We start from the raw sequence: 22,811 nt of genomic DNA on the forward strand, positions 1-22,811 counted from the left end.
TGCACCCCCACCCAGAAGGAGATGGACATGTTCAAGTTCCTGGATATTACCGAGTTGCCTCGTACCCCTGCGCATCGAGATACAGGCTCCGTCAGCGGAGCGATCAATGCCTGGGAGCTGAAAAATCGGGCTCTCAATACGAAGGGGTTTGTTACATGTCCAAAGAATTACTCGGAGTTTCTGCTGTAGGGCTGATGGTGCTGGGCGAGTTCTGTGCCATCTACAGTGAAGTGGTGGTGGCGCGGCTGGCCCATTCCGGCAACACCTCCGGTGCCGAACTGGCGTTGCCGGTGCTGATCATGTGCCTGGGCGGTATCTGCCTGCTGGCGGCCTACTGGCTGGGTTACGTGGCGGTGGGCGACATCTGGATCATCACCGTGGTCTCGGTGACGTCGCTGCTGCTCCTGGAGCCGCTGGTGATCTGGGCCCTGTTCCAGCAGGCGCCCGGGCGCGGTGCCTTGATCGGCTTCTGCCTCGGCGCGCTGGGGATGTTGTCCGCCGTGTTCCTCTAGCACGGCCTCGCTCCGGCTCGGGTCCTTCAGGCCCGGGCCCGGGCAAAGTAGCGGCTGGGCGTCTCGCCCAATACCTTGCGAAACACACCGCTGAACGCGCTCGGGCTGCTGTAGCCCAGGTCGCTGGCGACCCGGGTCACGGCTTCGCCCTGGCCCAGGCGCACCACGGCAGCCAGCAGGCAGGCCTGCTGGCGCCACTCGACGAAGCTGATGCCGGTGTGCTGGCGGAACAGCCGGGTGAAGGTGCGGCGGCTCATGCCGGCGCGCTCGGCCATTTCATCGATCCCCAACTCCAGCGAAGGTTGCTCCAGCGCCTCGCGGCAGGCCCTGGCCAGCCGTGGCTCGCGGGGAAGCGGAGCATTGAGGGCAAGGGCCGGCATGGTCGCGACTTCATGCAGCAGCAGGTTCATCACCTGGCCCTGCACGCTGCCCACGGCGTAGCGCGGGGGAATGGCCGTGGCCCGCAGCAGCAACTGGCGCAGCAGCTCGGACACCTCCCGCACCTGGCATTGTTCCGGCAGGCCCAGGCGCTTGGCTGCCCGGGGCCGTACGTAGGTGTTGAGCATGGTCACCGGCCCGCTCATGTGCATGGCGTGGGGCACGCCGGCCGGCACCCAGATGGCCCGCTGCGGCGGCACCACCCAGTTGCCCTGGTCGCTGAAGACGCTGATCACCCCCGTGGCCGCATAGGCGAACTGCCCGCGCCGGTGCTGGTGCTCGGCGAAGTACAGGCCGTCGGGGTAGTCGATGGCGGTGACCACCACATCCAGCGGGGTATTTTCGTAAGGATCGATATCGATGGGTTGCATGGCCCGAATCTACTGATAGTTGACCTGATACTGCAAGCGGGCCATGGCGCGCCGGGGCGATAGTTCGGCCCCGGCCGGGGAATGACCCGCGGCCGCCTGTCCTGGACCGCGCGACATGCAGAAAAAACACCTGTTCCTGGCCCTGTTGGTGACGGCCTTGTGGGGCCTGAACTTTCCCATCACCAAACTGGGCCTGGCCAGTATCGATCCGTTGCTGCTCACCGCCCTGCGTTTCACCCTGGCGGCGCTGCCCTGGGTGTTCCTGGTGCCGCGCCCGCCGGTGGCATTCGCCTGGCTGGCGGCCTACGGGCTGATTTTCGGCGTGGCCATGTGGGCGCTGATCAACCTGGGGATCGATCACGGCGTGGCGCCGGGCACGGCTGCACTGTTGATCCAGTTCAGTGCCTTTTTCTCCCTGGGCTGGGGCGTGCTGCTGTTCGGCGAGCGCCTGCGCCTGCAACAGGTGCTGGCCACGGCCATTGCCCTGTGGGGGCTGCTGCGGATCATTGGCGACAGCCCCGGGCATGCCACCAGCCTGGGTTATGCCCTGCTGCTGGTGAGTGCATTCAGCTGGAGCGTGGGCAACGTCATCATCAAGCGCTGCGGGGTGCGCGAGGTGTTCGCTTTCGTGGTCTGGGCCAGCCTGTTTGCGCCATTGCCGCTGCTGGCATTGACCTGGATAAGCCATGGTGCGGCGCCGTTTCTGCAACTGGCCGGGCAAGTGTCCGCCGGCGCGGCCTTGTCGCTGATGTTTCAGGTCTATGCTGCAACGCACTTTTGTTACTGGGGCTGGAACCTGTTGCTGCGCGAGTATCCGGTCTCCCGGGTGGCGCCCTTGTCGCTGCTGATCCCGGTGTTCGGCATGGCCGGTTCGGTGTTGATCCTGGGGCAGCGGCTCGGGGCCGAGGAGGGCATTTCCATGGGCCTGATCCTGCTGGCGCTGGCGGTGGGGCAGTTCGACTGGCGCCGGTTTTTCACCCTGGGTCGCCGTTCCCTGTAGCCGCTGCCGCAGGCTGCGAACGCTCTGGGGGCACTGTCGCAGGAAGCGCAGGGACCCTGAGGCCGCCAGAGGTTTGCCAGGAGACCGCCAGGCAAGGCCCTACGGGCCTTTTCGCAGCCTCGCGGGCTCGGCAGCGGCTACAGTCGGTGACAGTCGGCTGTGCGGAGCGGGTTTTTTATCCTTGTTCAGGCACCGTTCAGGGGCTGCGCGAGCAACATGTCCGGCCTTATGCCTCGCTTTGGGTGCGGCGCTTTCTGGTGGGGCGAAGATGGTTCGAGAAACGCGTTTGAGTATTGAGGCCTGGGGTATTTACCTGGTGGCCCTGCTGCTGTTCACCTTTGGCATCTGGGACCAGCAGCCCCAGGGTTTCGACGGCCGTTGGGCGCTGTTCCTGCAGGAAATGTTCCGCCACGGCGCCAGCCTGTTCCCCACCACCTACGGCCAGCCATACCCGGACTACCCGGGCACTGCGACCTTCTTCAGCTACCTGTTCGCCCTGGCTTTCGGCGCCCCCAACCACCTGGCCAATATCCTGCCCACCGCGCTGGCCTCTGCCGGGGTGCTGGCGCTGCTGTATCGCTTGCTGGCGCCTTCGGGGCGCACTTGGGCACTGCTCGCGGTGCTGCTCACGGCGCTGACCAGCCAGCTGTTGGACAAGTCACGCTCGGTGTGCCTGGACCAGATGGTTTCCCTGCTGTGCCTGGGCACCTTCTACCTGCTGCACAGCGGCGAGCAACTGGGCTCCCGGCTGCGGTTGTGGGCGGTGCTGCCGCTGCTGGTGCTGGCCTTTGCCATTCGCGGGCCCCTGGGGCTGGTGGAAGTCTGCGGGGTGGCCTGCACCTACTGGCTGCTGGGGGACAGCCGCACCCGCGAGGCGCGCCTGACGCTGATCAAACGAGTGCTCGCCTATGGCGTCAGTGGCCTCCTGTTGCTGGCCGGCTGCTGGTGGCTGCTGATGCAACTGGCCTATCTCGCTGGTGGCGAAGATTTCGTCCGTCAGGTCTACAACATGCAGGTGGTCGGGCGCCTGGATGAAAGCGGCGAGCCGTTCTACTTCTACTTCCAGCTGGCGCTGTACCGCTACTTCCCGGTGGTGCCCCTGGCCCTGGCGACGCTCTGGGTATTGCGCCGGCAATGGTCGCAGCGCCATGTGAACCCGCAGCTGCGCCTGGTCCTGCGGTTGGGGGCCTGTGGCCTGATGATCCTGCTGGGCCTGTCGGTGCCGCACTTCAAACGCGCCTATTACATCCTGCCCATGGTGCCGATGTTCGCTGCGGTGGCGGCCTACGGCCTGCTCACGGCCCGGGGCTGGCTGGGCAAGGTGCGCAGCGGCTACCTGTGGCTGGTGGGGCTGCTGCCGGGGCTGTGCATCCTGGTGCTGTTCGTCTTGCGCCACAGCTGGCACAAGCACGGTTACTGGCCGCCGGTGTCCATGCCGCTGCTGATCGCGATCTTCGTCGTGTTGCAGCTGCTGGCGCTGTATGGCTGGCGCAGGACCCTGGGCAGTTTCGGGCGGCGCCTGGTGCTGCTCAGCGCCCTGGCGCTGGCGGCGCAATGGACGTTGCTGGTGGCGGTGGTGGACCCGGCCAAGGACCTGCAGTTCGACACTAAGGCCTTCGTTTCCCAGGTGGAGCAGTTGCGCCAGGCCAGCCCCGGGCCGCTGGTGTTCTTCAACCTGGGCCAGGACACCTGGGCGGTGCGCTACATGATGAACCTGGACCACGACGAACAGCCGCTGTTCGTCAGCGGCGACGATCCCGGGCACTTGGACTCGCTGCCCCATGACTCCTGGGTGATCATCGCGCGCAAGGACCGGGGGCTGCTGGATAACACCTCCCTGGAGAATCAGTTGCCGGTGTTCGAGGGGCGGCTCAACGACAACCCCTGCCTGGTGTTCCAGTTGCAATAAGTGCTTGGCAGGGCCTGGAGCGGGCCGTATTTTGGCCACTGTCATCCGCGGGATAACCAGGGAGTGGTCATGCAATATCAGGTTCGTCCGGCCGTACCGGCCGATGCTCCACAGGTCAGCCAGGTGATCCTGGCGGCCTTGCTCGCCAGCAATGCCCAGGACTACCCCGCCAGTGTGATCGAGCGGGTCCAGGCCAGCTTCACCCCCGATGCAGTGCGCCAACTGATGCAGCGCCGGCAGATGTTTGTCGCCCTGGTGCACGGGGAATTGCGGGGCACCGCCAGCCTCGACGGGCGTGCGGTGCGTTCGGTGTTTGTCGACCCGGCCTACCACGGCCAGGGCCTGGGGCGGCAACTGATGGCCGCGGTCGAGCAGGCGGCGCTGGATTCGGGCCAGACCTCGCTGGTGGTGCCCTCGTCGGTCACCGCTGAAGGCTTTTATGCCCGCCTGGGCTTTGTCCGGGTACGCGAGCATTACGAGGGCGAGGAGCTGACGCTGATCATGGAGCGGGCCCTGGTGGCCGCTGAGACCGGGCCAGGGCTGGGCTGATTCAGGCCGGTTGCGCAGCAATCACCAACACTTCGATGCGGTAGTGCGGCTTGGCCATGGGCGCCTGCACGCAAACCCGCACCGGTGCCTGGACACCTTCGAGCCAGGCATCCCAGAGCAGGTTCATGGCCGGGTAGTCGGCCATGTCCTTGAGCCAGATCTGCGCGCTGAGCAGGTGGCCCTTGTCGGTGCCGGCCCTGGCCAGCAGGGCGTCGATCTGTTGCAGCACATCCTGCGTCTGGGCGCGGATGTCCCCTTCGGTCAATTGCGAAACCTGGCCTGCCAGGTACACGGTCCGGTTGTGGATCACGGCCTGGCTGAAGCGCGCGGTGGTGCCGATTCGCTGGATGGATGAGGTCATGTCGAGGTCCATTGGTTCGTCCACTGGTTCAAGGGTGGAAAGGTCAGTTGTTGTCGCTCAGGCCGGCCCCGGCGCCCAGCAGGCGCGAGGCTTCGGAGGCCGGCACGTAGGTGCGGGCGGCCAGGTGATCGAGCTCGTGCTGGGGGCTGTCGCCCAGGTCCGGAATGCTGCCCGCCAGAGGCTTGCCGAGGGTGCCGGCAGGATCGGTGCAAGTGCAGCGCACCTGGGCGGCTGTGGCGGCGCCCAGGTTCTGCGCACGTACCAGCCAGGCTTCGCCCGAGGGGGAAAACTTCAGGCAGCAGCCGTTCCAGGACAGCTCCAGCCACAGGCCGAGCTGGCGCGCGGTGGCGCTGGCAAAGGGCAGCAGCAGTTGCGGGTGCGCCACCTGCCGGAGCTCGATGCGGCCGTTGCTGCGCAGCAGGTAGGCGTGGTCGCTCAGGGTCGCCCCGGCAATCAGCGGGCACAGGGCATGCCCGGGCACCTGCCAGGGCTCGGCGCTGACATCCGGGGCCAGTTGCTGGTAGGCACAGCCGTCATTCTGTCGCAGCTGCGTGGCCAGCACGCCGGGCCCGTCGAGGCCGTGGGCCGAGAGCCAGCGCGCGGCCTTGCCGGCTTCCTCCGCCAGGCCCCAGGACAGCCCGGCACCGCGGGCGGCTTTCTTGCACAGGCTTTCGATTTCATTCAACGAGGCATGCACGGCGCTGCTCCTGGCTGTCGAGGTTGGGGTAGGACCAGTCGTCCGCGGCCATCTGCCCCAGCTCATGGGGGAAGGGCGCGTTCTGGTAGAGGGTGATGCGTACCCAACGATCCGAGCGCGGGTCGAAGTGGGTGGCGCCGAAGAACGACAGCTTGCAGCGCAGCAGGTCGATGGGCAGCAGCGCCTGGTCGATCAGGTTGTCCTGGATGTCGGCGTAGGGGAACGCTGGCGCCAGTTGCACCCGGCGCAGGCTGTGGCGATGTTCCGGGTGCCGCAGCAGGAAGCTGGCGACGCTTTGCGCGTCGCTCCAGCCGGGCAGGGCGGCTTGCAACTGGGCGATGTCCCGGGCCACTGCCAGGGGCTGCTCCAGGTCTTGCCCGGGCTCGGCAAAGCGCTGGCCGATCCGCGGTTCGAGTTTTTCCTCGGAGACGTACCAGAACAGCGCGCGGCTGGCTTGGCTGGAAAAGTCGATGGCCGCGACCCAGGAATAATGCTCGTCGAGTATCTGCCGCAGGCGGCCGATGCTCATGCTGCCGTCGACGCTGAAGCTGGCCTGCTCATCGGCCTGCATACCGGCGCCCAGCTCATCCACCAGGTGGCCGTAGGGCTCCAGCAGCAGCGACACCAGGCATTCCTGCGCCTCCAGCGACAGCGCGCCTTCGGCCCAGCGATAGAGTTCGTCCCAGGGGGAATCCTGCTCCAGGATGCCGCTGGCGAGATGGTGCTCCAGGCGCTGCAGGTCACCTTGCAGTTGCAGGATGCGGCCGTGTTGCAGTTCGTGCTCGGAGTGCCAGTGGCCGATGCCGGCCTGGGCCCGGGTGAGAAACTCGACGAACCGCTGGCGCTCCGCAGCCGATGGCTGGCGCACGGCGCGCACCCGTTGCAGGGCGGTTTCACGGGCCTGTACCCAGTTGTTCAAGAGCACCGGATGGTTCAGCAGGAACGGCGCCATGCCCAGCCCCGTGGAGTTGCCGATGCCCAGGCGCCGGCGCAGTTGCGGCTCCAGGGGCACCGCCTGCCGGGGCGCCCGGGCCTGGGCCAGATGCTCCACCAGGTCCAGGGTGAAGGCGCGGATCAGGAACACGGTGAGCATTTCCGCCTGGAAGGGTGCCGCCAGCTCTGGCCGCTGGGCGATGCTTTCACGGTCGGCCGCGCCGAACTTGCCGCTGCCGTAGACCGCGGTGGTGCGCATCAGGTAGCCGACTTCATCGATGAACTCGCGCTGCGGCTGGCGGCCGGCAGCCAGGGCCTCGATCACATGGTCGAACAGCCGCACCGATCGGTTGGCCCGGGCCATGCACAGCTCGCGGGAGGAAATGCGCCCGGCTTCCTGCTTCGGCACATTGGCCTCCAGGCGGTCCAGGTCGGCGGCATCGGGGATGCCGTCGAACAGGGCGAAGGTGGCATCCCAGGCGGTGGCGATGACCCGGTCCGAGCGCAGTGCCGGGTCCAGGTCATGGGCGAAGGCCACCAGGCTGTAGCTGCGCTGCGGGCCGGTGGCGGTGTACACCGCACGGCCCACGCCCTGGCTGTCGAGGGTCCACAGCGGGCGCTGGAACTGCCAGTTTTCAGCCTTGAGGCGGCGCAGTAACTGGCGCATGAACGACAGCCGGGACTGGTGGAAGGCCCCCAGGCGCGCCGCCTTCATGACGCTGGCGGGTGGTCGCAGGTTCATTCAGAGCACCCCCTGTTCACGGGCCATTTGCCGGGCAATGCGGATCGCGTCCCAGACCGCCGGGAGGATCAGCAGCGACACCGGCACCGCAGTGATCACGATGAACGACTGCAAGGCACTGATGCCGCCCTCACCGAGGGTGATCAGGGTCGCCCCCACCAGGCCCATGCCGGCGCCCCAGAACACCCGCAGCCAGGCCGGGGATTCGGCGTGGTTGCTGCTGATGGCCATGGCCACGGTATAGGACATGGAGCCGGCGCTGGTGACCACCGAGAAGAAACTGAGGAACAGGAACAGCGCCGAAATCAGGTTGGGCAGCGGCATCGACTGGGCCACCCCGAGCAGCAGCGCCTCAGGTTGCACGCCGTGGCTGATCACGCGGCCCGGCGACTGCAGTTCGATACCGATCCCGGTGCCGCCCACCAGGGTGAACCAGAGCATGGTGATCAGCGGGGCGGCCACCGACATCAGGGTGATCACCTCACGGATGCTGCGCCCGCGGGAGACCTTGGCCACATAGATGCCCATCATCGGCGCGTAACCGATGAACCAGCCCCAGTAGAACAGGGTCCAGCTGTTGAGCCAGGCGTTGTCATCGCGGTACAGGGCGGTCTGGAAGAAGCTGGTGACGTGCACCGCCAGGCTCTGGGCCAGGGTTTCGCTGAGGAACAGGGTGGGGCCGAAGATGAACAGGAACGCCGCCAGGCCCAGCATCAGCCACACGTGGACCTTGCTCACCAGCCGTAGGCCGCCCAGGCCCACCACACAGGACAGGGTGTAGATCACCGTCACCGAGAGAATCACCATGGCCTGGACCATGATGGTGTTCGGCACGCCCCACACCGAGTGCAGGACGAAGGCGATCTGCAGGCCGAGAAAACCCACCGGGCCGATGGTGCCGGCCACCACCGCGATGATCGCCGAGGCATCGGCGAACACGGCGATCGGGCCCTTCAGGGCACGCTCGCCCAGCAGCGGATAGAGCAGGGTGCGCGGCATCAGCGGCAGGTTCTTTTCGTGGTGCAGGTACATGTAGACCACGGTCAGCAGGCTGCCGAGCACCGCCCAGGCCATGAAGCCCCAGTGCAGGAACGACTGGGACAGTGCGGCCACGCCGGCGGCGTCGCTCTTGGCCACGGCGCCGAAGTACGGCGGTGGGGCGATGAAATGCATCATGGGTTCGGCAGCGGCCCAGAAGGCGCCGCCCCCGGCCAGCAGGGCGCACATGATCATCGATACCCAGTTGAAGGTGCTGATGCTGGGCTTGTGCCCGACGCCGCCCAGGCGCACCCGGCCCAGGCGGGTGAAGCCGATGTACAGGCTGGCGCCGAAGGTCGCCAGCATCAGCACCTGCCAGTACAGGCCGAAGTAGTGGGTGCTCCAGGTGAAGGCGTGGCCGATCAGGCTGGAAAGGGTGTTCAGGTCTATCAGGGCAATGACCAGGAACAGCAGGAAGAAACCTCCGCTGATCCAGAAAATCGACCAGTCGAGGGTTCCAGCGGCGCGGCTGTGCAGCGAGCGGGTGTCGATCCCCGCTTTGATTTCGCCTGGAATTTCCATGGTGCCTCCGTGTTGCGTTGTCGATCGCTAATAATTGTTATGGGCGCATTTGTTGTTGTTAGTGCTTGGCGATGACCCTGTTCAGGCCGGACGTCAGGACAATCGGGAAACAGTCGGGGGCCTCAGACCGCGATCTCGTGAGGGTGGGCGGCGGCACCTGCCTGGGCCTTGGCCGGAACAAAATTGTTCTCGAAGAAGCGCAGCCAGTTGCCGCCCATGATCGCGGCGACCTCCTGGGCGCTGAAACCCACGCCGTGCAGGCCCGCCTCGATGTTGGGGAAGTCGCGGTTGTCGCGGAACCAGGCCGGCTGGTCGGGGAAGCCCGGTTGCGCCTTGGAGCCTTCGCCGTAGTCGACATCCAGGGTCCAGCGGCCGACGCGCATCCAGTCCACCACGCTGTTGGGCTGGTCCTGGCACAGGTCGGAACCCAGGCCCAGGTGCTCGACGCCCATCAGCTCGGCGGTGCGCGCGATCATTTCGCAGAAGCTCTGCACGCTGCAGGCGCTCTTGTCCTTGAGGTGGTGCGGGTACAGCGAGAAACCGAACATGCCACCGCTCTGGCCCAGGGCCTTGAGCACGGTGTCGGACTTGTTGCGCAGCGCCGCGTGCCAGAACGCCGGGTTGGCGTGGGTGATGGCGATCGGGCGCTCGGAGTGCTCGATGGCTTGCAGGGTCGAGCGTTCGGCGGAGTGGGACATGTCCACCACCAGGCCGACCCGGTTCATCTCCCGTACCACCTGCTTGCCCATGCGGGTCAGGCCCGGGTCTTCCTGCTCATAGCAACCGGTGGCCAGCAGCGACTGGTTGTTGTAGGTCAGCTGCATGAAGCGTGCGCCGAGGCTGTGCACCACTTCCACCAGGCCGATGTCGTCCTCGATGGGCGAGGGGTTCTGGAAACCGAAGAAGATCGCCGTGCGCCCGGTCTGCCGTGCCAGGGCGATGTCGCTGGCCCACTTGCCGTGCAGGATCAGGTGCGAGTAGCGCTGGAACCTGCGGTTCCAGGCTTCGATATTGGCCACCATTTCGCGGAAGGTCTCGTGGTAGGCGATGGTCACGTGGACCGCATCGACGCCACCTTCGCGCATCTGCTGGAAGATCTTTTCCGACCAGTTGTCGTACTGCATGGCATCGATGCGCGGGCCGCGGCTGGCGAAGGTCTGGGGCAGGCTCATAGTGGCGCCCCCGCGGCGATGTAGCCGGTCTTCACGTGGGTGTAGAACTCCACCGCCGAGCGCCCCTGCTCGCGCGGGCCGTAGCTGGACTCGCCACGGCCGCCGAAAGGCACGTGGTAGTCGGTGCCGGCGGTGGGCAGGTTGACCATCACGCAGCCGACCCGGGCATTGCGGCGAAAGTGGCTGGCGCGGGCCAGGGAGCGGGTCATGATGCCGGCGGTGAGGCCGAAGCGGGTGTCGTTGACCAGGCTCAGGGCCTCTTCGTAGCTGCCGGCCTTGATCACGCAGGCGATGGGCGCGAACAGCTCTTCGCGGTTGATGCGCATGGCATTGCTGCCGCCAATGAACAGCGCCGGTGCCTGGTAGTAACCGGGGCTTTCCAGCTCCAGGCGCTGGCCGCCGGTGAGCAGTTCGGCGCCTTCCTGCTGGCCCAGTTGCAGGTTCGCCAGGTTGGCCTCCAGCTGTGCGGCGCTGGCCACCGGGCCGATCTGGGTGCCGGCTTCCAGGGCGTGGCCGACCTTGAGCGCCTGGGTTGCCGCCAGCAGTTTTTCCACGAAGGCATCGTGGATGCCTTCATGCACGATCAACCGCGAGGAGGCGGTGCACTTCTGCCCGGTACCGCCAAAGGCGCCATTCACCGCGCAGCTCACCGCCAGGTCGAGGTCGGCGTCATCCATCACTGCCAGGGCATTTTTCGAGCCCATTTCCAGTTGCACCTTGGTCAGGTTGGCGGCGGCCGAGGCGGCGATGCCCTTGCCCACGTCCACCGAGCCGGTGAAGGAAATGGCGCTGATGCCCGGGTGCTCGATCAGCGCCTGGCCGATCTCGGAACCGGCGCCCATCACCAGGTTGAACAGGCCCGCGGGCAAGTCCTGGCGGGCGATGATCTCGCTGAGAATCACTGCGCTGGCCGGGGTCAGGTTGGCCGGCTTCCACACCACGGCGTTGCCGAAGGCCAGGGCCGGGGCGATCTTCCAGCAGGCGGTGGCCATGGGGAAATTCCATGGCGAAATGATCGCCACCACGCCGATGGGTTCACGGCGGATATCGATCTCGATGCCGTCGCGCACCGAGTCGGCGGTCTGCCCCAACTGGCGCAGGGTTTCCGCAGCGTAGTAGGTGAAGAACTGCCCGGCGCGGTACACCTCGCCAGCACCTTCGGCCATGGGCTTGCCTTCTTCCCGGGACAGGGTCCTGCCGATTTCCGCAGAACGCTGCATCAGCTCCTGACCGATGGCCATCAGCACCTTGTAGCGTTGCTCGAGGCCGCTGCGGGCCCAGATTCGCTGGGCCTCGCTGGCGGCGGCAATGGCACTGTCCAACTGCGCCCGGGAGGCCTGGGCGTAGAGGCCGATCAGGTCGCGGGTGTCGGACGGGTTGCGGTTCTCGATCTCGCTGGCGCCCTTGAGCCATTGGCCGGCGATGTAGTTGTGATGGTTGTCGCTCATGAAATCCTCCAGGGCGGCACGCCAGGCGGGGCGTTGCCTTTGTGCGGTTCTGGGAGGATTATGAGTCGGCCTTGTATTAAGTAAATCTAATAAATTTTAAGGTTGTTTAAGTAAAATTTAAGCTATGCCTTCGCCAGCAGGACGCGCCGCCATGAGCATCAAGATCTCCAATTTGCAGTTTTTCGTCGCGGTGGCCACCAGCCAGAGCCTGACCCAGGCTGCCCAGCGCCTGCACCGCACACCGGCAGCGGTGTCGCTCTCGCTCAAGCAACTGGAAGAGGAACTGGGCGGCGCCTTGTTCGAAGGCGAGCGCAAGAACCAGCTCAGCCCCCTGGGGCGTTTCGTGCTGCTGGAAGCCCAGCGCGAACTGGCGCATTTCGACCGCACCATCAGCACCATCAAGACCTACGCCAAGGCCGAGACCGGCCTGGTGCGGGTGGCGGCGGTGCCGTCCTTCGCCATCACCCTGCTGCCGCCGCTGCTCAAGCAATTCCATGAACAGCACCCGCAGTTCCACCTGGATATCCGCGACATGGATTCCGAGCGAGTGGTGCAAGCGGTGCTCAGCGGCGACGTGGACATCGGCATCGGCACCGTACCGGCGAGCATCCCCAACATCGACCAGGACTTCCTGTTCTCCGACGCCTTCTGCGTGGTCTGCGCCAGCGACAACCCCCTCAACCGCCTGGCGCGCCCGCTGCGCTGGAGCGACCTGGACGGGCAGAACTTCATCAACAGCGGCCTGGGCGCCGAGATCAACGCCGCCGAGTTCCGGCACATCCGCGACCACTCGACCCTCAGCGTCAGAAACACCACCTCCTTGCTGGCACTGGTGGCCCAGGGCATGGGCGTGACCCTGCTACCGGAACTGCTCAGCCGTTCGGCAGCGGGTGACCAGTTGAAATTCCTGCGCCTGGAAGACCAGCGCATCGTGCGCTCGGTGAGCGTGATCACAGCCCCGCGAGAGACGTTGAACCATGCGTCCTATACCTTTTTGAAGGCGCTCAAAGGGAGCCGGTTTGCTTGAGCGGGCCGCTCCTACGGCACCGGGCTTGACTCAAGGCACCTGGGATGACTCCCGGGTGCCTGCCCCATCGAGCGACGCCTACGCCACCACCACCCGCCGTGGTCGCAGCCAGCCGATCACCACCGCGGCAATCAGCAGGAACCCCAGGTAGCCGAAGAACGGATAGACCTGCCCCACCAAACTGATAAAACCCACCAGGCTGCCGACAAACGCCAGGGCGCCGGCGGCGATGGAGCCGAGGCGGAACTGTCGGGTGCCCGCCGGAAACAGCCGCGCAGAAAAGGAGTACAGGGTGCCCACGGCGGTGTTGAGGATCATGCAGAAGATGATCAGCGCCATCAGCAGCCCCAGGGCCGGGGAGACTTCGCTGGCGATCGACAGCATGGGCATCGGCAGGTCCGCTACGCTGTCCAGGCGTGACAGCAGGCCCAGGCTCATCACCAGCATCAGCAGGCCCAGCAGCGCACCACCGAAAATGCCGCCCCACATCGCCTGTTTTTCGCCCTTGGCCGCGCCGCCCATGATCGCCAGGATCGGCACCCCGGCCACGATGTTGTAGGACACGTAGAGCAAGGCGCCCAGCAGCCAGTGGCTGGCGCCGGCTTCTTGTTTGGCCGCCAGTTGATTGAGTTCGCCGAAGCTCAGGTCGCGGGTCGCGGCGCCATACAGGGCCACGCCCACCGCGGTGATGATCAGGAAGGGCGTCACCGCGCCGATCATGCCGATGACCTTGTGCACGTCCAGGCACACGATGGCGACCACGATCAGGGTCACCAGCACGCTGCCGGCAATGGCGGGAATGCCGAATTGCTGTTCCAGCAGGGCACCGCCGCCGGCCAGCATCACCACGGTCACGGCGAACATGAAGAAGGTGATCATCAGGTCCACCAGGGCCCCCAGGTGCTTGCCGCACAGGGCCTGCACCACGTCCTTGTGCGACGCCGCTCGCAGGCGGCTGCCCATGCTGGCCAGGGCCATGCCGAGGAAGGTGAACAGCGCCGCGCTGACCACTGCACCCGCCAGGCCCCAGGCGCCGAAGTCGACGAACATCAACAGCAGTTCACGACCGGAGGCGAACCCCGCGCCGACAATCACACCGACGAAGGCGCCGGCGATCTTCAGACTTTCTTTCATGACGATTAGCCTCGATTTTTTGTTGTTATGTGGGGTGGACCACCACATTCATGGCTGTGGCGGCCCTGGGCATCGCACTTGAGGGCTGGGGCGGGTGACTCAGTTTTCGCCGACCCAGGCCTGGACTTCGATCTCGACATCGACCCCCAGCGCCAGTTGGGCGCTGACGGTGGAACGCACCGGGAAACCGTTCTTGAAGTGGCGCTGGTAGACCTCGTTGAAGCCGGCGAAGTGCTGCATGTCGGTGAGCCAGACAGTGCTCTTCACCACCTGGTCGAAGCTGGCACCGCATTCGGCCAGGGTCTCGCCGATGCGCGCCAGGGCGGCTTCGGTCTGCACGCGGATGTCGCCGTGCACCACTTCGCCTTCGGCGCTCATGGGCACCTGGCCGGAGAGGAACAGGAAGCCGCCGACCCGGATCGCCCGGGAGAAGGGGTAGGGCAGGTGGCTGGGGTAACGCTGGATGTCATTGGACATGGCAAGGGCCTCGTGGGTTGGGTGGGTTAACGCAAGCGAGCGGGGGCCAGGGCCTGGGCATCGACGCCCTGGCTCAGCAGTTCTTCGGGGACCGGTTGCCCCAGCAGCAGGGCGCAGGCCAGTTGCGAGACGCCGGCCGCCGACTGGATGCCGTAGCCGCCCTGGGCGGCGAGCCAGAAAAAGCCTTCGCAGCTGTCGTCCCAGCCCACCACCAGATCGCCGTCGGCGACGAAGGAGCGCAGGCCGGCCCAGCTGTGGCGCGGGCGGCGGATGCTCAGGGAGGTGACGTTCTCGATGTGGTAGATGCCGGTGGCGATGTCCAGCTCTTCGGGCATCACGTCCTGGGGCGGCACCGGGTCGGCATTGGCCGGGGAGCCGAGCAACTGGCCGGCGTCGGGCTTGAAGTAGAAGCTTTCGTCGATGCCGATCACCGCCGGCCAGCGGCTGAAGTCTTCATCCGACGGGCCATCGAAGGTGAAGGCGCTGCGCCGGCAGGGTTGCAGGCCGATGGGGGCCACGCCGCACAGCTGGGCCACGTCATCGACCCAGGCGCCGGCAGCGTTCACCAGATTGCGCGCCTGCAGTGCGCGGCCATCGTTGAGTGTGAGGTTCCAGTGGCGGTCTTCGCGGCTGGCCTCGACGATCTGTATGTCGCACTCCAGCAGCCCACCGGCGCGGCGCATGGCCCGCAGGAAGCCCTGGTGCAGCGCGTGCACGTCCAGGTCCTGGGCGGCGGTTTCCAGCATCGCCCCGGCGACGGCCTCGGGGCGCAGGCAGGGCACCAGGGCCCGGGCCTGCTCCGCCGTGATCAGGCGCACATTGGCGGAACGGGCGCGGGTTTCATCGTAGGTCTGCTGCAATTGGTCCAGCTGTTCCTCGCTGGCCACGTACAGGCAGCCACGGGGTTCCATCAACGGGTGATCGCAGAAACCCTGCGGCGGCCGCTGGTAGAAAGACCGGCTGGCGCGGGTCAGGGCCTGGATCTGCGGGGTGCCGTAGGCCTCCATGAACATCGCCGCCGAGCGCCCGGTGGAGTGGTAGCCCGGCTGCGATTCACGTTCCAGCACCAGCACGCTGGCCTGCCCGGCCAGGCGATAGGCCAGGGAAGCACCGGCAATACCGGCGCCGATGATGACGAAGTCGAAGCATTGGTTCGCGTGCATGCCGGGGTTCCTGAATCGCTGGGAAATGACAGGGGTCAAAATTCTCACATACGAGAAATGTAAGATATGAGAATTTTCCAGTCAACCCGGGGTCATGGGTTAATATTTCGCCACGTGCCCCGGCTAGCGTCGCGGTTGCCCTTATTTGCCAGACAGAGAGCCTCAATGAGTTCCGACCGAGCCCAGCCCGCCTCGAGCTCCCACGCCCATCCACTGATCGACCGGACCCAGGTCGGCGCACGCCTGCGGACCATTCGTAAAAACCAGAAGCTGACCCTCAAACAGCTCTCGGAGCGCTCCGGCGTGGCGCTGTCGACCCTGTCGAAAATGGAGCTGGCCCAGGTCTCGGTCAGCTACGAAAAACTCGCCGCAGCAGCCCGCGCCCTGGGCGTCGACATCGCCCGGCTGTTCACCCCCGCGCCGAACCTGATCCAGACCGGCGGCGCCCAGGTGCAACCGACCGTGGTCAGCACCACCATCGCCGACGCCCCCGGCTACAGCACCGGCAACTACGACTACCACCCCATGGCCGGGGACTTTCCCGGGCGCAGCATGACCCCCATGTACGCGCGGATCTTTGCCCGCGAGCTGCAGCAGTTCGAGGATTACATCCGCCACCCCGGGCAGGAATTTGCCCTGGTGCTGTCGGGGCGTGTGCGAATTCAGTTCGAGACCGGGGAGGCCGTGAGCATCGGCCCGCAGGAGACTGCCTACTTCAACAGCAGCATTGGCCATATCTACCTGGCGGAAGGGGATGAGGATGCGGAAGTGATGGTGGTGATGTCGGAGCGTTGAGGCCCCTCACCATCGAGCAAGTCATCCACAACTCCCGATACAAGTGGTTAGGTTCAACCAGGACGTTTCGCACAATAGAAACAGACTCTGCGCCCTCCTGAGCCATAAACGGTTGGAGTTGAAGGTAATTAGAACTGTTGTGCAACGCTCGAATTGTATTTGGCGCAGTTCAAATCCTGATCCTCGCCAGCATATCTTCGCCGTCTGCATCCATACCAACCTCGACAAACCCGAAACTGGAGTAAAACCCTTTGGCTACGATGTTGTTGGGGTTGTAGCAAATTTCAATTTCTTCCAAATCCGCGATCTGTTTTATTTCATGTAGGGCGAGGCCCAGCGCTACTCTACCGATGGATTTCTGCTGATGTTCTTTGTCCACCATAAAGCGCCAGATAGAAACTTTGCCTTTTGACTCTTGCACCCACATAAAGAAGCCTACGGGCTCTCCATCCGCGATGATGGCGCGTGTGAAGTAACCTGGGTTATACGCAGCCTCAACGAGCGACCAGGTATTACTTGCCACGTAGTCTTCCTGCTCTTCAGTAACCTCCAGTTCACAAATCGCTTCATAGTTTTTTTGCGTTACTTGGGTAAGCGAGATTTTCATAAGTCTCCTGAACTGGGGTGTGGATAAGGCTCAATTAACTTTCACGGGCATTCAGTTCCTCCTGCGCCTTCGCCAGCAGCGCGACGAACAGTTCGGCGCTGTCCTGCGGCAGGCTTCGCACTCTAGCTGTTGCAGTTCGCGGCAGTGCTGGGGCGGCGGGGGATTCCGGTTAGCTCTCCGTGCAGTTCCAAGTAAGGTTTGAACTCCTCTGCGGCGTTCGTGCGGTATACGTCGTCACCAGACTGCGTCCGTCGGTCGTTGCCGCCGTACACCGGGATCTTCGGTTTGTGCCCTTACTCTTTCGTATGGTCCAGCCATTCTTGGTAGGTGATACGGCTAATGTGTTCTGTCCGATAGTCTTGGAGGAACTGGTTGTATTTGTTTTCTTCCGTGTGATGAAAGCGAAAGCCACACTTGGATTGAGCAGCATAGGACTGGATGTTGTTGGCGAAGTAACCACACCAAAGTGCTTTGAGATTCAGGTTTTCAAAGGCGTGTCGCATCACTTCACGTACTGCTTCCGGAGTCAGGCCTTTGCCCCAGTACGGCACGCCGATCCAGTAGGCTATTTCTCCTTCCTGCTCACTGATTTCAAAATTGCTGTTGCTGCCTATGAGAATGCCCACACAACCAACAGCGCGGCGATTTTCCTTCAGTTCGATCGCGTACACCTCGGGGTGATTGAAGACCGTACGGATGATGTCGGCACTGTTCTCCACACTGGTATGGGGGGGCCAGCCAGCGATGGGACCGACTCGGGCGTCTTTGGCATATTCGTATAGGTCGGGGGCGTCTGTGGCCTGCCAGGGGCGAAGCAAGAGTCGTTCTGTTTCAAGTGTCATGTCCTGTACCCGAATGGATTGGTTCGTTCGGGACAGAGTATTGAGAGACAGATCACCGGTACACTCCAGTACCTCGGCTTTTTCGGTACTTTTCGAAACAGCTGCGCCAAGCGGTGATAGGATTTTGGCTCTTGTTTGTTGTAGCGCTGGGGCACTATGCATCACATTCCGAAACTTTCCGCTCCTGACGACTCGATGCGGATCGGAGAAACCACGCTAGCGGAAGGGCAAGGTTTACCGCTCTCCTTCGGTCACGCTTACTTGACGCTGCTGGTATGCCTCTGCGGTAGTGCCCACTTCACACTTAACTTCAAAGAGCATGCGGTTAGGCGCGGTGCTGTGATGCTGCTGGCTGAGGACACTATTGCCTTGCTCAAACGTCGCTCGCGCCGCTTCAAGGTGTTTTTCTGCCTTATGCCGAAAAGTTTTGCCGCAGAGGTTGCCTACCCACTACCCAATACCTTGTTCGTATTTCTGCATGACCATCCTCATTGCGTTCCATCCAAGGACGACATGCCGCTGATAGAGAGCTGGGTGACGCAGATGCGGAACATTGCGCAGACCTGTCCCACCTACCAACGCATCATGTTGCGCAATCAGCTGCAGAACCTCTTTTTGAAAATAGCCGAGCAACTTCCAGCCAACCAGATAGAAAACAGGGGATTCAGCCGGAAGGAAATGCTCAGTTGGCGCTTCTGGGAATTGATAGGCAAACATTGCGTGCGCCACAGAGATGTGAAGTTCTACGCCGACGCACTGAATATCACGCCGTTCTACCTGTCGCAGTTGACCAAAGCGTTTTTCAATGACACACCCAAGGGCTTGATCGATCGGCAGGTAACCTTGGAGATCAAGGCTCTTCTTTCATACAGTGACTTGGCTATTGGCCGTGTGGCCGACGAATTGAACTTCGTCGACGCGTCTTACTTGTGTCGCTACTTCAAGCGCCAAACGGGAATTTCGCTCTCCCGTTATCGTAAGCACAAGAGAGAGGAGGGGGAGCAGGGCTGACCTGCGGTCGAAATGGAGGAGGGAAGGCGCACTACATTTTGATTACATATATAGCGTTAACTTTAGGTCGGCTGCCGCATTTCACAGCAAGCAGCATTCGGCAGATTCAGTTGAGAGTCGGGCTGCCTAAACGGATTAAATAATGGTTGGTTAAAACGCCTTTTTTGCAAACGACTAACTGAAATCTGAGTTCGGAAGCCTTTGCCGACGTAAAGAATTCAACTTCGGGCGCATTACTTTCTTCTGCAGAAACCATGGGCGACTTTTTCAACGGAGTCAGCCAAATGCAGTCACTCGAATGCGTCTACTAAACCAGGGCGGTTTAGTATTCCATGACATCATTCGGTATTCCAAAAATTACCCCTGAAGGGCTTGGAACACCCTGTCGAAAACAAGCACGTGTGGATTTTGTCGGACGTCTGCGGGCACTAATAGAGGCCAAGGCCCTGCATTTTCTGAATTCCAGGCACAAAAAAAGACGTCCATGGACGTCTTTTCTTGTTGAGTTGGTGGAGCCGGGGGGATTTGAAACGATCGGTTATATGTTTGAAATATGGAAAGAAGATCTTTGGTGTAAAGCTCGGTGGAATACCTTTTGGAATACCTGGCTGGTTGAAAACGAGCTCGGCATGCTGATATGGATCTAGAGGTTCTTCCGATCATCCCTGCCGGCGCAACCTCTTTTAATCGACATGAAGGGGCACGCGAGCGTCAGAATTACTGCTCACCAGGGTCTCAATGATTTGGGCGCGTTTCACGCCGTGCTGCTTGGCTAGCGAGTCGAGTCGGGCGATCAAAATTATGGATAGCAGGACGTTGAACTGCTTCTTGCAAGCGGAGCGCTCGGCGAATTGCTCACGGTTCCAGCGCCTCTTGATTCCGTGATTGCGCCTTCAGTTCATTGCGACCTATCTCGGCTTGGTCGACGAGCATCAGCTGGTTCCTGATGGGGATGTCTTAGAGGGCCGATAGCCGGTTCTTCTGAATCCTGCTCCCAGGTGCAGCGCTTTTCAGCATTTTTTACCGGCGAATCACTACAGCAGTGTCCGTCATGCTGATAGACTTCAGCCGACTTTAAACGACTATGGCTGCTTAAGCTTGAGCGTAACCATAATGAACACTGAACCTTGGGTCACTGCCGAACAGGTTTCCCTTCACTTGGGGGTGGCCAAAGACACGGTGTATCGCTGGCGCGAGCGTAAGGCTTTGCCGGCGCACAAAGTTGGTCGTCTGTGGAAGTTTCAGCTATCTGAGGTCGATGAGTGGGTGCGTGCGGGTGGCGCAGACGAGCACCAAAACTCAGGGAATGAGCAATGACTACTCCGAGCCACAATGAAGCGCAAACAAGAGCTCAGGTCATCGACTCTCAGCTTGCTCATGCTGGCTGGTCTCAAAGTCGGCGGACTCTTGTCGAAGAATTTTTGCTCAAAACAGCCGAGCCCGCCGGCAACTATGGCAACGAGCAATTTGCTGACTACGTTCTTCTCGGTTCAGATGGCAATCCGATTGCTGTAATCGAGGCCAAGCGGTCATCGCGTGATGAGCTTGCTGGAAAGCGTCAGGCCGCTGATTACGCAGACGCAATCAAGGCCAAATTCGGTAACGATCCCTTCATTTTTCTCACCAACGGCAAAGAGATTCAATTCTGGGATCGTGAGCGCCATGCGCCCCGAAAAATCTCGGGATTCTACACCCGAGACGACTTGGAGCGACTGCGCCATCAGCGGCGGTTTGCTCAGCCGCTGGGCGGTGTCACCATCAGCGCTGCGATCGCAGGCCGCGATTATCAGAACGAAGCTATTCGGCGTGTCACTGAAGGGGTAGATGCGGCCAAGCGCAAATTCTTGCTGGTGATGGCTACAGGCACAGGTAAGACCCGGACGACCATCGCCCTTGTTGATACTTTGCTGCGATCAAAGCGCATACAGCGAGTCCTATTCCTGGCCGACCGCCGGGAATTAGTGCGCCAAGCTATGTCGGAGTTCAAGTCCCACTTACCCAACGAGAGTTTGGCTCGCATCGAGTCCGGCGAAACCTCCGGTGCACGCATTCAGTTCTCGACTTACCCCAGCATGATGCAGGTTTATTCGCGCCTGTCGGTGGGTTATTACGATCTGATCGTGGCCGATGAAAGCCACCGCTCTATCTACCAACGATATAAGGCCGTCTTCGATCACTTCGACGCCATCCAGCTCGGGCTGACCGCGACCCCCACTGACTACATCGATCACAACACTTTCGAACTGTTTGATTGTGGTGACGGCGCGCCCAGCTACTACTACAGCTACGAGCAAGCGATTGCCGACCAGAACCTGGTCAACTACCGCGTGCTGGATGCACAAACCAATTTTCAACTTCAGGGCATCCAAGGTGACGCACTACCCGAGCCCTTGAAACAGATGGCTCGCGATCAAGGCGTTGAGCTTGATGAGCTCAACTTCGATGGCAGTGACATCGAAAAGGGAATCATCAACCAAGGCACCAATGACGCCATGGTGCGAGAGTTTATGGATAAGAGCCGCAAAGATGTGCGCGGTCTACCACACAAGTCCATCATCTTCGCCGTCAGCCACGCCCATGCAAAGCGGCTCTACGAGGGATTTAACCGTCTGTATCCTGAGCTGCAGCGCCAAGGCATGGCTGAAATTATCGATAGCCATATGGAGCGCGCTGACGCGACCCTGGATGATTTCAAGTACCGCACGATGCCGCGTGTGGCTATTTCGGTGGACATGCTCGACACCGGCGTAGACGTCCCCGCCATCCAAAACTTGGTCTTCGCGAAGCCCGTTTTTAGCAAGGTTAAGTTCTGGCAGATGATCGGGCGCGGTACGCGGCTGCATACCGACAAGGCCACCGGTGAGATCAAGAAAGATTTCTTGATCATCGATCACTGGAAAAACTTCGCGTATTTCAAGCTCAAACCCGACGGCGAGGTCGACCATCCCAGCGAACCGCTACCGGTTCGCCTGTTCCGACTGCAGCTTGAGAAGTGGCAACTCCTGGAAGCACAGCTGCAAGACACACAAGCCACCATTGCCGATCTGCAGGCGATGCTGCAGGCGTTGCCCCGTCACAGCATCAATGTACGTCCGCACTGGGACGAGCTCGACGCGCTGGCAGCGCAATGGCCAAAGCCCAGTCAAAGCGCAATTGAACACCTGTCGCAAGCCATCGCCCCCCTGATGCGACTAGCCCCACTGGCTGGCCTGGATGAACTTCAATTTCGCATTTGGTGCGAGCGTCTCTCAGTGGCTTGGCTTAAAGGTGATGCAAGCGAACAGGCCAAAGTGCGTGAGCGCATTCACGAGGCTATTAATAGTTTGGCCGTAAACATTCCTCAGGTGCAACGTGTAGCTGAACAACGTGCCTGGGTTCAGTCGGCCGGCTTCTGGCAGCACTTGGATATGGCGCGTTTGGTCACACTACAAAATGTATTCGCCCCGCTGATGCGCTACCGCACCACCACACCCAGCCGCACGGTTGAAATCAACCTGCCAGACAGCATCACCCAGCGCAGTTGGATCATCTACGGCCCCACAGGCGAAGGTGCTTTTGCCGAAAGCTATCGCGAGCAGGTAGAGGCGCTGGTGCGCCAATTGGCTGACCAGCTTCCTGAGTTGGCCAAGCTTAAGCAAGGTGAGCATTTGGGCGATGACGAATTGGAGCGAATCAGCGATACGCTGAACCAGGCTGATCTGTTCGTCACCGAAGACACCTTGCGCAAGGCCTTTGAGGCTCCCACCGCATCGTTGGCCGACTTCTTGCGCCACATACTTTGCGAAGGTGCGCACCTTCCTAACCGAGAGCAGCGCATCAGTACCGCGTTCGATGCGTTCATTGCGGCACACGGTTATTTGCGTGCCAACCAACTCAACTTCCTGCGGGCCGTAAAGGCTGCTGTGCTGCGCCATGGGCGCATTACCCGCGCTGCACTCAACGAACCTCCGCTGTCGCGTGTAGGGCGCGTGGAAACGCTATTTCCGTCGCGAGACATCGACGAACTCATCAATCTCACCAACAACTTGTTGGATGAGACTGCCTGATCCATCAAGGACACTGC

General features: G+C 62.4%; 22 protein-coding genes. 10 read left to right on the forward strand and 12 right to left on the reverse strand.

Going from position 1 to position 22,811, the window contains the following annotated elements:
* Positions 1-194: 194 nt before the first annotated feature.
* Positions 195-512 carry a hypothetical protein gene (locus tag AC1RL5_RS05850; RefSeq protein ID WP_011059155.1) on the forward strand — a complete coding sequence of 106 codons (318 nt, stop codon included), beginning with the start codon at positions 195-197 and terminating at the stop codon, positions 510-512.
* A gap of 26 nt (positions 513-538) precedes the next feature.
* Here the strand turns inward: AC1RL5_RS05850 and AC1RL5_RS05855 are convergent, their stop codons facing one another.
* On the reverse strand, positions 539-1,321 hold the full coding sequence (locus AC1RL5_RS05855; RefSeq protein ID WP_492589139.1) for an AraC family ligand binding domain-containing protein: 783 nt from the start codon (positions 1,319-1,321) through the stop codon (positions 539-541).
* Between the two features lie 115 nt (positions 1,322-1,436).
* On the opposite strand from AC1RL5_RS05855, the gene AC1RL5_RS05860 reads away from it, so the two are divergent.
* The 3 genes from AC1RL5_RS05860 (at position 1,437) to AC1RL5_RS05870 (ending at position 4,779) form a co-directional block, all read left to right on the forward strand.
* Positions 1,437-2,321 (forward strand): EamA family transporter, encoded by an 885-nt coding sequence (locus AC1RL5_RS05860; RefSeq protein ID WP_123473946.1) that lies wholly within the window; start codon positions 1,437-1,439, stop codon positions 2,319-2,321.
* 268 nt (positions 2,322-2,589) lie between these two features.
* Positions 2,590-4,230 (forward strand): ArnT family glycosyltransferase, encoded by a 1,641-nt coding sequence (locus AC1RL5_RS05865; protein WP_492589140.1) that lies wholly within the window; start codon positions 2,590-2,592, stop codon positions 4,228-4,230.
* A gap of 69 nt (positions 4,231-4,299) precedes the next feature.
* The gene (locus tag AC1RL5_RS05870) at positions 4,300-4,779 is read left to right on the forward strand and encodes a GNAT family N-acetyltransferase (RefSeq protein ID WP_041115866.1); all 480 of its coding nucleotides are present in this window, start codon (positions 4,300-4,302) and stop codon (positions 4,777-4,779) included.
* A gap of 1 nt (position 4,780) precedes the next feature.
* Here the strand turns inward: AC1RL5_RS05870 and AC1RL5_RS05875 are convergent, their stop codons facing one another.
* The 6 genes from AC1RL5_RS05875 to AC1RL5_RS05900 form a co-directional block, all read right to left on the reverse strand.
* Positions 4,781-5,140, reverse strand: a complete 360-nt coding sequence (locus AC1RL5_RS05875) for a RidA family protein (RefSeq protein WP_186452717.1) — start codon at positions 5,138-5,140, stop codon at positions 4,781-4,783.
* 43 nt (positions 5,141-5,183) lie between these two features.
* Positions 5,184-5,837 carry a DUF3726 domain-containing protein gene (locus AC1RL5_RS05880; RefSeq protein ID WP_072451326.1) on the reverse strand — a complete coding sequence of 218 codons (654 nt, stop codon included), beginning with the start codon at positions 5,835-5,837 and terminating at the stop codon, positions 5,184-5,186.
* Positions 5,818-7,512, reverse strand: coding sequence for a hypothetical protein (locus AC1RL5_RS05885; protein WP_103289856.1), 1,695 nt, complete (start codon positions 7,510-7,512; stop codon positions 5,818-5,820). The genes AC1RL5_RS05880 and AC1RL5_RS05885 overlap by 20 nt, the downstream gene beginning before the upstream one ends.
* Positions 7,513-9,072 (reverse strand): BCCT family transporter, encoded by a 1,560-nt coding sequence (locus AC1RL5_RS05890; protein ID WP_019092820.1) that lies wholly within the window; start codon positions 9,070-9,072, stop codon positions 7,513-7,515.
* 122 nt (positions 9,073-9,194) lie between these two features.
* Entirely contained in the window at positions 9,195-10,244 is a 1,050-nt protein-coding gene (locus tag AC1RL5_RS05895) for a membrane dipeptidase (protein ID WP_019092821.1), read from the reverse strand.
* Positions 10,241-11,692: an aldehyde dehydrogenase family protein gene (locus AC1RL5_RS05900; RefSeq protein WP_072451324.1), complete on the reverse strand. Its 1,452-nt coding sequence runs from the start codon at positions 11,690-11,692 to the stop codon at positions 10,241-10,243. The genes AC1RL5_RS05895 and AC1RL5_RS05900 overlap by 4 nt, the downstream gene beginning before the upstream one ends.
* 151 nt (positions 11,693-11,843) lie before the next feature.
* On the opposite strand from AC1RL5_RS05900, the gene AC1RL5_RS05905 reads away from it, so the two are divergent.
* A complete protein-coding gene (locus AC1RL5_RS05905; RefSeq protein WP_077933323.1) occupies positions 11,844-12,719 on the forward strand; it encodes a LysR family transcriptional regulator in 876 nt (291 codons plus the stop codon).
* 78 nt (positions 12,720-12,797) lie between these two features.
* Here AC1RL5_RS05905 and AC1RL5_RS05910 read toward each other — a convergent pair whose 3' ends face one another.
* The 3 genes from AC1RL5_RS05910 to AC1RL5_RS05920 form a co-directional block, all read right to left on the reverse strand.
* The gene (locus AC1RL5_RS05910; RefSeq protein ID WP_019092824.1) at positions 12,798-13,853 is read right to left on the reverse strand and encodes a YkvI family membrane protein; all 1,056 of its coding nucleotides are present in this window, start codon (positions 13,851-13,853) and stop codon (positions 12,798-12,800) included.
* Positions 13,854-13,952: 99 nt separating this feature from the next.
* The gene (locus tag AC1RL5_RS05915; protein ID WP_015634090.1) at positions 13,953-14,330 is read right to left on the reverse strand and encodes a RidA family protein; all 378 of its coding nucleotides are present in this window, start codon (positions 14,328-14,330) and stop codon (positions 13,953-13,955) included.
* A 26-nt stretch (positions 14,331-14,356) separates the two neighbouring features.
* A complete protein-coding gene (locus tag AC1RL5_RS05920) occupies positions 14,357-15,493 on the reverse strand; it encodes an NAD(P)/FAD-dependent oxidoreductase (protein WP_492589142.1) in 1,137 nt (378 codons plus the stop codon).
* Between the two features lie 165 nt (positions 15,494-15,658).
* Between AC1RL5_RS05920 and AC1RL5_RS05925 the strand changes: the two genes are divergently transcribed.
* Positions 15,659-16,288: a helix-turn-helix domain-containing protein gene (locus AC1RL5_RS05925; protein WP_011059170.1), complete on the forward strand. Its 630-nt coding sequence runs from the start codon at positions 15,659-15,661 to the stop codon at positions 16,286-16,288.
* Positions 16,289-16,457: 169 nt separating this feature from the next.
* On the opposite strand, the gene AC1RL5_RS05930 is transcribed toward AC1RL5_RS05925, so the two are convergent.
* Together AC1RL5_RS05930 and AC1RL5_RS05935 are read right to left on the reverse strand one after the other, a co-directional pair.
* A complete protein-coding gene (locus AC1RL5_RS05930; RefSeq protein WP_065364642.1) occupies positions 16,458-16,895 on the reverse strand; it encodes a GNAT family N-acetyltransferase in 438 nt (145 codons plus the stop codon).
* A 293-nt stretch (positions 16,896-17,188) separates the two neighbouring features.
* Complete coding sequence (locus AC1RL5_RS05935) at positions 17,189-17,737, reverse strand: GNAT family N-acetyltransferase (RefSeq protein ID WP_248765181.1); 549 nt, start codon at positions 17,735-17,737, stop codon at positions 17,189-17,191.
* A 156-nt stretch (positions 17,738-17,893) separates the two neighbouring features.
* Between AC1RL5_RS05935 and AC1RL5_RS05940 the strand changes: the two genes are divergently transcribed.
* The 4 genes from AC1RL5_RS05940 (at position 17,894) to AC1RL5_RS05955 (ending at position 22,794) form a co-directional block, all read left to right on the forward strand.
* Positions 17,894-18,748 carry a helix-turn-helix domain-containing protein gene (locus AC1RL5_RS05940; protein WP_492589143.1) on the forward strand — a complete coding sequence of 285 codons (855 nt, stop codon included), beginning with the start codon at positions 17,894-17,896 and terminating at the stop codon, positions 18,746-18,748.
* 332 nt (positions 18,749-19,080) lie between these two features.
* Positions 19,081-19,395 (forward strand): hypothetical protein, encoded by a 315-nt coding sequence (locus tag AC1RL5_RS05945; RefSeq protein WP_492589145.1) that lies wholly within the window; start codon positions 19,081-19,083, stop codon positions 19,393-19,395.
* Between the two features lie 466 nt (positions 19,396-19,861).
* On the forward strand, positions 19,862-20,065 hold the full coding sequence (locus AC1RL5_RS05950; protein ID WP_177066210.1) for a helix-turn-helix domain-containing protein: 204 nt from the start codon (positions 19,862-19,864) through the stop codon (positions 20,063-20,065).
* The gene (locus tag AC1RL5_RS05955; protein WP_492589146.1) at positions 20,062-22,794 is read left to right on the forward strand and encodes a type I restriction endonuclease subunit R; all 2,733 of its coding nucleotides are present in this window, start codon (positions 20,062-20,064) and stop codon (positions 22,792-22,794) included. Before AC1RL5_RS05950 ends, AC1RL5_RS05955 begins: the two co-directional genes overlap by 4 nt.
* Positions 22,795-22,811 lie beyond the last annotated feature (17 nt).

It is taken from the genome of Pseudomonas sp. GW822-FHT06D10 (assembly GCF_058799535.1).

Coding starts and splice junctions, on each gene's coding strand:
- AC1RL5_RS05935 (WP_248765181.1), bottom strand. CDS start 17,737: ATGACACTTGAAACAGAACGACTCTTGCTTCGCCCCTGGCAGGCCACA.
- AC1RL5_RS05850 (WP_011059155.1), top strand. CDS start 195: ATGGTGCTGGGCGAGTTCTGTGCCATCTACAGTGAAGTGGTGGTGGCG.
- AC1RL5_RS05870 (WP_041115866.1), top strand. CDS start 4,300: ATGCAATATCAGGTTCGTCCGGCCGTACCGGCCGATGCTCCACAGGTC.
- AC1RL5_RS05900 (WP_072451324.1), bottom strand. CDS start 11,692: ATGAGCGACAACCATCACAACTACATCGCCGGCCAATGGCTCAAGGGC.
- AC1RL5_RS05910 (WP_019092824.1), bottom strand. CDS start 13,853: ATGAAAGAAAGTCTGAAGATCGCCGGCGCCTTCGTCGGTGTGATTGTC.
- AC1RL5_RS05940 (WP_492589143.1), top strand. CDS start 17,894: ATGCATCACATTCCGAAACTTTCCGCTCCTGACGACTCGATGCGGATC.
- AC1RL5_RS05885 (WP_103289856.1), bottom strand. CDS start 7,512: ATGAACCTGCGACCACCCGCCAGCGTCATGAAGGCGGCGCGCCTGGGG.
- AC1RL5_RS05915 (WP_015634090.1), bottom strand. CDS start 14,330: ATGTCCAATGACATCCAGCGTTACCCCAGCCACCTGCCCTACCCCTTC.
- AC1RL5_RS05890 (WP_019092820.1), bottom strand. CDS start 9,072: ATGGAAATTCCAGGCGAAATCAAAGCGGGGATCGACACCCGCTCGCTG.
- AC1RL5_RS05905 (WP_077933323.1), top strand. CDS start 11,844: ATGAGCATCAAGATCTCCAATTTGCAGTTTTTCGTCGCGGTGGCCACC.
- AC1RL5_RS05950 (WP_177066210.1), top strand. CDS start 19,862: ATGAACACTGAACCTTGGGTCACTGCCGAACAGGTTTCCCTTCACTTG.
- AC1RL5_RS05855 (WP_492589139.1), bottom strand. CDS start 1,321: ATGCAACCCATCGATATCGATCCTTACGAAAATACCCCGCTGGATGTG.
- AC1RL5_RS05895 (WP_019092821.1), bottom strand. CDS start 10,244: ATGAGCCTGCCCCAGACCTTCGCCAGCCGCGGCCCGCGCATCGATGCC.
- AC1RL5_RS05945 (WP_492589145.1), top strand. CDS start 19,081: ATGACATCATTCGGTATTCCAAAAATTACCCCTGAAGGGCTTGGAACA.
- AC1RL5_RS05930 (WP_065364642.1), bottom strand. CDS start 16,895: ATGAAAATCTCGCTTACCCAAGTAACGCAAAAAAACTATGAAGCGATT.
- AC1RL5_RS05865 (WP_492589140.1), top strand. CDS start 2,590: ATGGTTCGAGAAACGCGTTTGAGTATTGAGGCCTGGGGTATTTACCTG.
- AC1RL5_RS05875 (WP_186452717.1), bottom strand. CDS start 5,140: ATGACCTCATCCATCCAGCGAATCGGCACCACCGCGCGCTTCAGCCAG.
- AC1RL5_RS05955 (WP_492589146.1), top strand. CDS start 20,062: ATGACTACTCCGAGCCACAATGAAGCGCAAACAAGAGCTCAGGTCATC.
- AC1RL5_RS05920 (WP_492589142.1), bottom strand. CDS start 15,493: ATGCACGCGAACCAATGCTTCGACTTCGTCATCATCGGCGCCGGTATT.
- AC1RL5_RS05860 (WP_123473946.1), top strand. CDS start 1,437: ATGCAGAAAAAACACCTGTTCCTGGCCCTGTTGGTGACGGCCTTGTGG.
- AC1RL5_RS05925 (WP_011059170.1), top strand. CDS start 15,659: ATGAGTTCCGACCGAGCCCAGCCCGCCTCGAGCTCCCACGCCCATCCA.